We start from the raw sequence: 12,478 nt of genomic DNA on the forward strand, positions 1-12,478 counted from the left end.
AACCTCGCCAACATGGAAAGCGCAGCATGAAAAATGGAACAAGCGGAGCTGCTCTACACTCTTAGGTTCTCCTTTCCCTAAAGTCCCGAAGGGAAGGCTATATCCAATCTACCAAGAGAAGAGAAAAAAATTTCCTGAAGCGTCAATCCTCTTATTTTCAAGAAGAGGTAATTATTAATTATTAATTGTTGAAGATTTTTCTTGTAACCTTTTATTTTGTTATTTTGTATAGTCACGACGGTTAAGATATTGAAGAAAGTTGTAGACGATAGGTTAATATTTCAATTTAATGGGAATTAAACCCCAAAAATTGTTGACAACGCAGGTTAAATGTGGAGCTTTCTACCCAATTGTTTGTGCAAATATTACAAATAATAGATTTTAAGTAAACGTTTTTCATCTACAAGCTAAAACTTAAAACCTAACACCTACTACCGAAAAGCTAATGGAAGTGTAGTAAAACAAAAATAATATCGGAACAAAAAAACTAATAGTTAATGCTAATCTTGTTTTATACAAAATCCGCCTTAGTAAAAGGGTATTTTTGAAAGTTACAGCCATTGCTAAATCAAGGATTGGGAGATAAGAAAAATCTGCTTTTATCGCTGGATTTGGTATTATCTAAAAGGTGTTGCTCAATCAAGCTATGAAACTTAAATTTGGCAAAATCTAAAATGATTTTCAGTTAATAGCTAGGCGTTTCGCTGCACGATATGTTTGCGCAGCATGACCTAGGAAAACGTAGTAGCGATGCTGAACATTATCGCCATTGAAGAAAAATCATAGCCACCCATCAGCAACGCCATCTAAAAAAAACACAATTAGAGCTGATTTATAAAGTAAATATCAAGAGGCTGAAATCCTTGCAATACAAGGGTTTTTGCAGTTATAACCCAACAATACTTAAATCCCTGAGAGTTAGATTACATAAGGGTTTTAGCTAAGTTTACAAATCAGCTCTTAAGCTAGTACAAAATATCTTGAATTTATCATCAATGAAAGTCAGTTTTAATATCGTTCGTCAACATCAAAATACTACTCCTAGAGTTCAAACTTACACCTTAGAAGTTGAACCAGGCAATACAATTTTAGAATGCCTTAACCGAATTAAATGGGAGCAAGATGGTAGTTTAGCTTTTCGTAAAAATTGCCGTAATACTATCTGCGGTAGTTGTGGAATGAGAATTAATGGTCGTTCAGCTTTAGCGTGTAAAGAAAATATTAGAAACGAAGTAGATAGAATACAACAAATAGCTAATAATAGTAATAATAATTCTGCTAATACTACTGAAAAATCTATTCCAGAAATAACTATTGCTCCTATGGGCAATATGCCAGTAATTAAAGATTTGGTAGTAGATATGAAAAGTTTTTGGCAAAATCTAGAAACAGTTGAACCTTATATCAGCACAAAAGCACGACAAATTCCAGAACGAGAATTTTTACAGACTCCCACTGAACGGGATAAACTAAATCAAACAGGTAATTGTATTCTTTGTGGAGCCTGTTATTCTGAGTGTAATGCTCGTGAAGTTAATCCAGATTTTGTTGGTCCACACGCTTTGGCCAAAGCTTATAGAATGGTTGCTGATTCTCGTGACAGTCAAATAGAGAAAAGATTAGAAGAATATAATCTTGACACAGCAGGAGTCTGGGGTTGTACCCGCTGTTATTATTGTAATTCTGTTTGTCCGATGGAAGTAGCACCTATGGATCAAATAGGTAAAATTAAACAAGAAATTCTTGATCGTCAAGATAAACAAGCTAGTCGATCTATTCGCCATCGAAAAGTATTAATTGATTTGGTTAAAGACGGGGGTTGGATTGATGAACGAAAATTTGGTATTCAGGTAGTGGGTAACTATTTTAGAGATATTCAAGGATTATTTAGTTTGGGTCCATTAGGATTAAGAATGTTGGCAAAAGGTAAGTTTCCTTTGACTTTTGAACCTTCTGAGGGAACTGAAATTGTGCGATCGCTGATTGAATCAGTAAAAAAAATTGGACAATAAATCGACTGGGATAATTCAGTAATTTTATCCGTAATCAAAAATCTTTGGTGGTGGTGCATAGTAATGGTAAAAGTTAGGGGGAGGGATAATTTTTTCACAACCCATTCTCAAAATACTGTTGAATATCTGGGAGAATAAATATTTGGGTAGATACCAAGTTTTGTTCTTCAAACATTACTATGTAGGACTACCAAATCTTCAAAGCTAATAAAATTCTATCAATATCATGTCTGAAAATTTGACTTCTCAATCCACATCAGAATCTGCTAAAAAAGTTGAAACTACCAAGTTTAATGAACCTGCTTTTGGTTGGAATACTTACGCAGAAATAATCAATGGTAGGTTTGCTATGCTAGGATTTTTCATTTTGTTATTACTGGAATTATTTACTCATCAAGATTTTTTTTCTTGGTTAGGTTTGCGGTAAAAAATAAAGTTTAATTAGGGTTTGCTGAAAAAGTATTTTTGTGGAGGGTAGGAGTCAGGATTTAGGAGTCAGGAGTCAGAATGAATGCGAATTACAGAGAAGGCAGTCGAAATAATTGTCGCTAAGTTTTTCTGTCTTTGTCTGCTCAAAATGTGAGTATTTTGGGCGATTCGGAGCTAAAAGCTGACACTTTTTTTCGCAGCAAAAAGGCTAAAACCTTTATCTGTAAATGTTTTTATCCCACATTCCGCACTTCAATTTTTAACATAAAAATTAGTATAAAATCCGTAGCTTGCTTAGGTATTTATACTATATAAATTATCTTCATTTACCTCGATTGGGAGTCAAATTCTCAGTTAAATATTAAGCATAAATACTTGCAGTATTGATTACTCAATCACGGTAGCTATGATTTTATTCTAAAATTCTGTCTCCTGTCTCCTGACTCCTGACTCCTTCTTCGATACTACATTTTGTGGTGCGGAATGTGGGTTTTATAGTTAATCATCAAGTCCTAATTAATGCTAATAGCTAATCTTGAGAATGACATTTAGCTATTAGCTATTAAATAGTCAAAAAATTAGTATTTATAAATCTGATGCTTGACCTGATTCAATTACTTGGAGATTATACTTTATAATGAATTATTACTGTTTTATCGCTGGAATTTCTCTATCTATATTCTGATTCTGGTTTAGATTTACTGTCTATTTTATTTATCGCAATTTGCGATGCTTCTTGTTTCATAAATCGGCGATTGTTGAAATTCCTCAACTCCCCAACTCCCCAACTTCCTCTACCATTACTATGCACCACTACCAGATTTTTTTATTAGGTTTGTACTAGGATAATTTAGTTTTATTTGTTTTATTTATTCACAGCTAAATGTTAATGGCTAATCTTTAAATGGCATTTAGATATTAGCCATTAACCATTAAATTTTTTCAATTATAAATCTGATGTCTGACCTGACTCAATTACTTGGAGATTATACTGACCCCTACCTGTTTTATCGTAAGAATTAACTATTACACGATATTTACCTGTAACAGTTAGAGTAATTGTTAGTTGAGAATTTGTATTTTTTTGACTAACATCATCATGTTCTCCCAGTAATTCACCAGTAGGACTAAATACTGCTAAATAAGTATCAAAGTCAGGACTTTCTAAGATTACAGTTACTACTTGACCTGTTGTTCCTTCAAAAGTATGTTCATCATAAATACTTTCATCAGATGGAAGTACTAAGTCTCCATCACTCAGTGTTCCTTCTAGCTGTAATATTTCTTTTCCAACTTTTTGTTCTTGGGTAGAAGGAGTAGTTTCTTCTGGAGTTGGAGTAGTTTCTTCTGGAGTTGGAGTAGTTTCTTCTGGATTTGGGGTAGTTTCTTCTGGAGTTGGGGTAGTTTCTTCTGGATTTGGAGTAGTTTCTTCTGGAGTTGGAGTAGTTTCTTCTGGAGTTGGAGTAGTTTCTTCTGGAGTTGGAGTAGTTTCTTCTGGAGTTGGAGTAGTTTCTTCTGGAGTTGGAGTAGTTTCTTCTGGAGTTGGAGTATCCTGAACTAAAATTTCATTAGCATAGCTAGAATTGATAACCACCGGATGAAATAGAAGGATAGGGAAAAGTAAAGTTTTTCCCATAATACTTAGTAGACCAAAAGGAGCGATCGCCCAAAATCTTGCTTGACGCATTAATCACCTCAAATAAATATACTACTTAAATTCTCCAACTAGTCTACTAGCATAGTGGGAAATAATCACGAATAATTATTAATTGAAAAAGTTTAGGGTAAATTTTAGTTAGTAATTACAGAGTATCACTATAATCATCTTTTTTTTATTTTCAAACCAATACTTGTACTTAACTTATTAACTGTTTGATTTTGCTGTAAGACAATTTGTTGCACTTCCTAGAAATTCATGTTTCCTATAAATAAATTTTTTGAGAAAATTGCTATTATCCGCTCATTATGACATTTTAAATCAATTTAATATTTCATATAAAAAAAATACAGTCCCTTGATTCTCCTAACCTCTAGCTCCTCTCTAAAAAAGGGGAGAATATGTGGCAAGAAGTTTTAGTATTTCATCTCAATACATCTTATTGGGTTTCCGTTCCTCAAACCTACTTATATCTACTAACTACTGTACTGGCAAACGACTATTTACTATTTAGGTGACTTTAAAAGTCAAAATTTTTTCATCCTCCTTTGTCGATATTTCTGGTCAAAAATTTTTTTTAACCTTCATATCCCTATCTATCAATCAGTAGATAAAATTTCAGACAATTTATCTATAGTAATTTATCCTTTCACGCTCAAAGAAAGGTCTAATTCTGGGTGAAACAGACTCAATTTTCAACCGATATTCTCCTGACTCTCCTGCTTCATAAGAATTTGCTAATAACTTGTAAGTTCCATTTTCTGGTAGCGTAATCACAATTCTGGCATTTTTTTCTCCACCACTATCATCATCTTGAGCTAATTCTTGACCATTTGAACTTAATAAAATCAAGTAAGAATCTATTTTATTACTACTCATATCAATAGAAATCTTTTGACCTGCTAAACCTTCAAAAGCGTAAAGGTCATAATAACTATTGTCTACAGGTAATACATTAGATTCACTGTCCAAATTGCCCTTTATTTCTATTAAACCATTAAGGTCTAATTTTTCAGCCTGTCTCTCATCAAACATTCCTGTTTGCTGTTGAGCTACTAAAGGCGCTCTTCCTTCTCGAACCGCTCTTAGAAACTCTGGGACTCTATCCATAGATATAGCAAAACCAATGCCAATATTACCCCCTAATTGACCACGAGTAAATATAGCAGTATTGACACCAATAAGTTCTCCAGAACTATTCAATAGTGGCCCCCCTGAATTACCAGGGTTAATAGCTGCATCTGTTTGGATCAATCCTCTTTCTCGATCTATACGACTAACTATTCCTACAGTAAGAGTACCTTGAAATCTGCCAAAAGGATTTCCGATAGCAAAAGCTCGCTGACCTACTTTTGTCGAACCTGGACGAGCTATTCTAATAGTAGGAAGGTTTCTTTGTCCTCGAATTTTGAGAACTGCTAAGTCTAAATCTTCTTCACCAAAACCTATGACATCTGCTGTAACTTTTCTACCATCTGCTAAGGTAATTTTGACCACACGGCCTTGAGATACGACATGAGCATTTGTTAATACCATTCCGTCGGGACTGATAATGGCACCACTACCATTAGTTTTATCTGTATCTATGGAAACTACTGCTTGACTAGCTTGTTCATAAACACGAATATTAGTTTGTTCTTCTAGACTCAGAGAAAGTAGTGTTTCTTTTCGGTTTTTATTCAGGGGTCTGGGAATTGTATCCACTTTTATTTGAGCTTTGACTGGAGGAAAATTACTTAAATTCACACCAACTGCTACTACTATAAGTATTCTTAATGTGGTTTTTGACAAAAATTTGGCATTCATTGTTGCTTGTCAAGTCTAGTTTATATTTAATATTATTACCCAGTAATTTTTTGAAAAATAGAGTTAGGAGTTGAGTAGCCAATAGACAGAATTAATGAGTGAGTTATTCAGCAGTTGCCACTAACTAAAGACCACCCAATATTAATATTGGGTGAGAGTGTAGAACTTATTTATTTATCCTCATCCTATGTGAAAAAATCAATTCTGAATTCTTTACATCGCAAACTAAATTTATCGTCTACCTGTTTCCTGAATTCTTTCTTAATAAAAATTTTCTTCAATTGATACTTAATTCCATAGATTAGAATCAGCTACTTATTAAGACATTTTAAAAGTTATACCAGTCCCTAAAAATAATGCTTGTTTTATAGAAAACTTCAGTTATTAAGTAATAAGTAAGGTTTAGTAATGTTTTTAGCAATTATTTGTATGAAGTAAAGATATCTTATTCTTTATTTACCTAGGACCTGCGGACGTTGCATGTAACATCCCTATTAATCCCTGCTCTCAAGAAGATGTAGCAAAAATGCGTGAGATTTGGCATTACTTTGTCTCTATAAATTTTAGCGTGGAAACAATGTAATATTAAAACTATTATAATTTTTATTGTAGCTCTTAGATTAGGGTTGCTGAGTGGTAATGATTTTTAGATTAAGTATCAACGAAAAACATAAGTTTTTCAATTTTACCTTCAGCTACTTACTATTACATTTGAGCAACTTTCTCAGATTAAGTACCTAGTCATAAATAAAATTAACTTTGAAGAGGAGGAGTCCCATAGGAGAATTGTCATATGTGCGAGGTACAGGAGTAAAAATTTGGCCGGGGTTGGGAAAAATTTACTATAGCAGTGGAAGGAAAGGTTAGGATATATCAAAAGCTTAAAACTCAGACAACGTCAGATTTTTCCAACTTCAGTCCTCTCCTAGATAACTAAATCGCCTAGATAACTAAATCGCCTAGATAACTAAATCGCCTAGATAACTAAATCGCCTAGATAACTAAATCGCCTAGATAACTAAATCGCCTAGATAACTAAATCGCCTAGATAACTAAAGGCCTTCTTCCTTCTTCCTTCTGCTATATCAGTTATTTTAGGTTTCATTTGGCCGACTTACTTATTCTAATAATTATTAGCACTAGACTGAAAAGTTATGGTAGATTAAATTTATCTCTTTTTTAACTATTGTATTGGGAATTGGCTTTCAAGTATTCTAGGCATTAGCTTCGCGCAAGCTTTGTAGATAAAGTTATTAATAATTATAGCAATAGCACTTTTCACTTGAGTGAAACATATAACTTTTACCATTAGACATCTGGTGGGAACTAAGTTTTTGCCCATGCATGTATGATCAGGGTTTGAGATTAATTATCACCAGAGGTCTATGAGAAGAGGTTCGTTCTAATTTTAGGCTAAAGTCTATGTACTTTGTATTTTTTACTAAATTGAAAACTGCTAAAATTTCTATAGTTGTAGAGCAAATTAAACAAGAAATTTAATCAATTAGGGCTTCATTTTACCACAGCAAAGTATTGGGGTTATAGTTCACTGAAAATGGATAGAGGAGTTCATAACATTTGAACAGTTTGAACTATTGTTTATAAACTAATAGAAAATTAGTAATAAGCTAAGAATCATTTAGATTCTATATTCCCTCACAGGAGTGCGCATTCCCTCTCTTGATCGGCATTCCCATGGCGAGGAGACCTCGCCGGGTTCCTAACGCTTGCATCTGTCGCACCCCGCGGGTTCGCACCGCTGTTCCCTTTGAAAAAAATTTGATATATGGTTTGAATACAAAACAGCTTATTAATGAGTAAATTAGGAATTTTGTGGTGAAGCTTTGATGATAATTTTTTAGATTCAGCAAAAATTTATTTTATACATTTTATACAGAAGTATTGATATTCAGCTACTAAATAAATAATAGAATGGGCGGGGAAAAATGGGATTTTTTTATTTACTCTAAAAAGACAAATTATCCCCACCTAATATTCCTACTTCTATTATAAATTCTATTTAACCATTAACATCACTATCAACAGAATCCATAGGAGTATACTCTACATAATTTTCTGATGTTGCTTCTCCATCAGTAGATGATGCTTCTGGTGGACGACGCTTTCTCGTTCTAGGAGATGTTTCTTCCGAGTAGCTTGTTTCAGGACTAGGGCGACGAGTACGGTTATGGGGTGGTCTTTCTTCAGTACTAGAAGTCTCCCAGCTATCTCGACTACGAGGGCGAGGCAGTCTATCTTCTGGCCTATTAGTATCACTGAAATTATCTCGACTGCGAGAAGCAGGTCTCTTATCTTCTAAATCTACAGAGTTTTCCCAATATTCAGAAGACGATCTAGTAGGATAATTTTCTGAACGAGGACTACGCTTGCGTAATCTTGGGTTGATTTCTTCTGTTCTATCATAACTACTTCTGCGATTAGGAGGACGACGGCGGTAGTCATCCTCAAAATTATCTGGCCTAGAAGAACGATAATCTTGAGAACCTCTGATACGACGGTTAGCGGGATATTCTTCATAAGGTTCTAGTTCGTCTAAGTCTGATTCTGCATAACCATAAACAGGACTTACCGATCTTTCTTCATCTACAATAGGGGTACGTTCTCTAGCTTGCTTAGTTGTAAGACCTCTCATTCTGATAGATTCTGCTGCAAAGAATATGGCACTACCAGTTAACAAAAACTGACCGAAAGCTAAAATAGGGTCTAGTCTCCAGCCTTGGAAGAATAAAATACCTCCACATAGTAAGCCAATTGCAGCAAAGAAAATATCGTGATCTCTAGCTAGCTTCGGACGCCATGCGCGGAGGAAGTACAATCCTGCTCCTGCTACGGCCAGGATTATGCCCAGGAAACTCATCCCATTAAATCCTATGTTGATCATTATAAATCTCCTAAGTAGTTCATCAATTTAGTAATTCAAGTTGAAAATTTCTATCCTGGTTTGGTATCTAGACTTGAAGTTATTTAGCAGATATAAAGCTTATTTAATATTTAGTTGAATATTGTATAGCAGTGACCATTACTATATTTGACATATCAAAAGCTCAAAATTCAGACAACGCCAGATTTTTCTTTCTGCAATATCATCAATTTAACAAAGAAAAACCTCAGCTTGTTAGGTTTGGACAATTATATCACTGTCTATCCTATTCTGTAGTCTGAGGCTTTCACTTTGTCTTTGTCAAAAAAAATTAGGTGAAGCTTAAACCTAAAATAGTTTGCTTTTAGGCCCTTCACATAACTGTTAGGTTATTGCAAAAAAAAGTTTATTCCTGAGAATTCGTGATTGTTAAACTTCTAGGAAATGGAATTCTGACTTAACCTTTGCTCCAAAAAGAAAAATGTTTAGTATCTAGGGTCTAGGAACGAGTAACTTTATCCTTTTGGCTGACGAATATCAGAAAAATTGTAGCAGGAATAACTACAATTAGAGTTCCCGCCAGTAGACTTAATAAGAAGTTTGATAAAGAAGGAGTCATGGATTATTGCCCTTTGCCACAAAATTTGATTTACTTTATTTTAGATATTATAGCGGTTTGCGATTTTTTTCAGTACAAATTTTGGTCGTGGTAAACAAGTAATGATTTTATCGCTTACCTCCTGACCATGAAAAGGATTTACTAATCAATATCCTTACATATTTAGGACTATCCAAATTTTTAGTGTGGCTGTACAGAAGGTAGAAGGATCAATTACTAATGTTTATGGAATTGTGTCACTGGTAGATTATTTCTACAGCGCTACACAAAAGATTTTCGGGAACAGGAGATATTTCAGTGGTTGATATTAAAGCTACTTACTTAATTACATACTTATTCAAAAGTTCCTCTTCTCTTGAAAATTTGGTCAAACTTTCACAATTAACTAATCTGCAAACTGCCATAACTTATATCATTATGGTGAAAAAGTTTTTTTTCAAAAGGGAAAAACTTGTATTAATAGCGCTTCATCATTTGAAATACAATCAAGTAACTTAAAGCTAATTTTTACTTTACAAAATTACATTTTTTTATTGTCTTATGGACTATCTGACATTAGCGAATTGGACTCTAGGTATTCTCCTGGGGTTAATGACTTTCTTATTTATCTTCCGAATAGTTCTCACATGGTACCCCCAGGTAAATATCAATCAACTTCCGTTTAACTTGATTTTTTGGCCTACAGAACCATTTTTAGCCCCCACTAGGAAAATTGTCCCTCCTCTAGGTGGAGTAGATATTAGTCCGATTATTTGGGTAGGTATTTTCAGTTTATTACGAGAGTTGCTTTTGGGTCAGCAAGGTTTATTGAGAATGATGCTATAGCTAATGAAGGCAGGAGGCAGAAGGCAGAAGGCAAAAGGGAAGAGGTTTTAGAGCTACTTTACTTTTTGTTACATACTTAGTTTCTTTTGCGCCAACTTACTTATTTACTACTATCGGGTTTCATCACAGTCTCAACAAAGTTTGTATATACTTGCCCCTCCAGAAATTCCGGAGTCTCTAAAATTCTTTGATGAAAGCTGATAGTTGTGGGAACTCCTGTCACAGCACATTCTCTTAGAGCGCGTTTCATCCTCTGAATAGCAGTAGGACGGTCTTGTCCCCAAACTATTAATTTACCAATCAAAGAATCATAATAAGGTGGAATCTCATAGTCTGTATAAACATGAGAATCCATCCTCACTCCTAAACCTCCCGGTGGTAGATAACCACTAATGCGACCAGGATGAGGGCGAAAATTATGGTCTGGGTCTTCGGCGTTAATTCGGCATTCTATTGCATGACCATTAAAAGTTACTTGCTTTTGAGTTAGTCGGAGTTTCTCTCCTTGGGCAATTCTAATTTGCTCGGCAATTAAGTCTAGTCCTGTAATTATTTCTGTGACTGGATGTTCTACTTGAATCCTAGTATTCATTTCCATAAAGTAGAATTCACCAGACTGGTCTAGGAGAAATTCTACAGTGCCAGCACCTATATAGTTGATAGACTTGGCTGCTTTGACTGCGGCTTCTCCCATTTTCTGACGTAGTTTAGGACTTAATGCTAGACTGGGAGCTTCTTCTAGTAACTTTTGATGGCGACGCTGAATAGAACAGTCTCTTTCTCCCAGGTGAATAACGTTTCCGTGACTATCGGCCAGGATTTGAAATTCAATGTGACGTGGACGTTCAATGAATTTTTCTATGTAGACTCCAGAGTTGCCAAAGGCTGCTTCTGCTTCTCCTTGAGCTGCCTGAAGCAGTTTGGAGAGTTCGTTTTCTTGGCGAACCAGTCTCATTCCTCGTCCCCCTCCTCCAGCAGTGGCTTTGATCATCAGGGGAACGCCGATTTTTTTGGCGATCGCTTCTGCTTCTTTTTCATCTGTGAGAAGACCATCACTTCCTGGAACTGTAGGAACTCCAGCTTTTTGCATAGTTTCTTTGGCTGTGGATTTGTCCCCCATGGCCCGCATCCCCTCTGGTGTTGGGCCGATAAAAGCAATGTCGTGGTCAGCACAGATTTCTGCAAACCGGGCATTTTCAGCCAGAAAGCCATAGCCTGGATGGATGGCAGAGGCATTACGAGTTAAGGCTGCTGAAATGATATTGGGAATGTTGAGATAGCTTTTGCTGCTGGTGGGTTCACCAATGCAAACTGCTTCGTCCGCCAGTTGCACATGGAGAGCATGGCGGTCTATTGTTGAGTGGACGGCGATGGTGGCTATGCCCATTTCTTCGCAGGTGCGGAGAATGCGTAGGGCTATTTCGCCTCGGTTGGCTATGAGAATTTTAGTGAACCGCATTTTCAGTTATCAGTTATCAGTTATCAGTAACTCTAGTTAAACCCAAAGGGTTGAAATACTAAAGTTTATTTTTTTTCATCCCTTTGAAAGGGGGAAGCTATTGACCTTATTTTTTTGTCATAAGTGATTGGGAGTGAATGACTCTTTCCCCATTCTTACTGTGACTAAATTTGAGAGGAGGGATAATGTCCTAACTGCCCTGACGGCTGCTACATTAAGAGGATTTTAGAAAATTTCTTGTAGACATTCCAGAATTTTATGTTATCATTTTATATTGTTAGCTAAAATTCTATAATTTTCTTGAAGTTTAGTTGATAAATGCTAACTAGAGCGGATGTGGCGGAATTGGTATACGCGCACGTTTGAGGGGCGTGTGGCTTTGCCTTGCGAGTTCGAGTCTCGCCATCCGCATTGGAGAATAGTCAGGGGTTAAAGTAATAATCTCTGACTTTATCTTTTTTGGGCCAAGGAATTAACGTTAGATGTGGATAGTTAAAACTATAGCGCTATAGTTTATCTGGTGTTTGAATTTGAGAAATACCTCCAGATGTTTTTTTGAGGTAGGGCGATCGCCTAGCAAATTTTTATGGCTAGATAATCGAAAATTATTCTAGTCAGGACTAACAAATTTTTCCGACAAAACCACTATATATACAATAGTGCTATAGTTTTTATCTACTATATATAGTGCCTTTACCTAATTCCTGTCTAGTGAAAAACTATAATGCTATATTAGTGGCGTTCACAATGATTGACTGTGGAGTGGAAGTATCTAAACTCAAACGTTATA

7 protein-coding genes, 1 tRNA gene and 1 pseudogene are annotated in these 12,478 nt (G+C 35.4%); 4 read left to right on the forward strand and 5 right to left on the reverse strand.

Translation table 11 applies throughout. The features are described 5' to 3' along the window. Window positions 1-995: 995 nt before the first annotated feature. Window positions 996-2,012, forward strand: a complete 1,017-nt coding sequence (locus D5R40_RS24820; RefSeq protein ID WP_124147578.1) for a succinate dehydrogenase/fumarate reductase iron-sulfur subunit — start codon at window positions 996-998, stop codon at window positions 2,010-2,012. 226 nt (window positions 2,013-2,238) lie between these two features. Beyond that, window positions 2,239-2,439, forward strand: coding sequence for a CAB/ELIP/HLIP family chlorophyll-binding protein (locus tag D5R40_RS24825; RefSeq protein ID WP_192901219.1), 201 nt, complete (start codon window positions 2,239-2,241; stop codon window positions 2,437-2,439). A gap of 948 nt (window positions 2,440-3,387) precedes the next feature. Here D5R40_RS24825 and D5R40_RS37120 read toward each other — a convergent pair. From D5R40_RS37120 to psbX, 4 genes and pseudogenes are all read right to left on the reverse strand, one after another. Next, window positions 3,388-4,128: a pre-peptidase C-terminal domain-containing protein gene (locus D5R40_RS37120; protein ID WP_192901306.1), complete on the reverse strand. Its 741-nt coding sequence runs from the start codon at window positions 4,126-4,128 to the stop codon at window positions 3,388-3,390. A gap of 642 nt (window positions 4,129-4,770) precedes the next feature. Then, window positions 4,771-5,904: pseudogene (locus D5R40_RS24835) on the reverse strand (trypsin-like peptidase domain-containing protein); the annotation flags it as partial. 2,020 nt (window positions 5,905-7,924) lie between these two features. After that, window positions 7,925-8,806: a Ycf66 family protein gene (locus tag D5R40_RS24840; RefSeq protein WP_124146588.1), complete on the reverse strand. Its 882-nt coding sequence runs from the start codon at window positions 8,804-8,806 to the stop codon at window positions 7,925-7,927. A 478-nt stretch (window positions 8,807-9,284) separates the two neighbouring features. Beyond that, a complete protein-coding gene (psbX, locus tag D5R40_RS24845; protein ID WP_124146589.1) occupies window positions 9,285-9,404 on the reverse strand; it encodes a photosystem II reaction center X protein in 120 nt (39 codons plus the stop codon). Between the two features lie 540 nt (window positions 9,405-9,944). On the opposite strand from psbX, the gene D5R40_RS24850 reads away from it, so the two are divergent. After that, the gene (locus D5R40_RS24850) at window positions 9,945-10,229 is read left to right on the forward strand and encodes a YggT family protein (protein ID WP_124146590.1); all 285 of its coding nucleotides are present in this window, start codon (window positions 9,945-9,947) and stop codon (window positions 10,227-10,229) included. 100 nt (window positions 10,230-10,329) lie between these two features. Here D5R40_RS24850 and accC read toward each other — a convergent pair whose 3' ends face one another. Beyond that, window positions 10,330-11,688, reverse strand: coding sequence for an acetyl-CoA carboxylase biotin carboxylase subunit (gene accC / locus D5R40_RS24855; RefSeq protein ID WP_124155379.1), 1,359 nt, complete (start codon window positions 11,686-11,688; stop codon window positions 10,330-10,332). Between the two features lie 330 nt (window positions 11,689-12,018). On the opposite strand from accC, the gene D5R40_RS24860 reads away from it, so the two are divergent. Then, window positions 12,019-12,099: transfer RNA gene (locus tag D5R40_RS24860), tRNA-Leu, on the forward strand. Window positions 12,100-12,478 lie beyond the last annotated feature (379 nt).

Origin of the sequence: Okeania hirsuta (assembly GCF_003838195.1) — a bacterium.
Lineage (GTDB): Bacteria > Cyanobacteriota > Cyanobacteriia > Cyanobacteriales > Microcoleaceae > Okeania > Okeania hirsuta.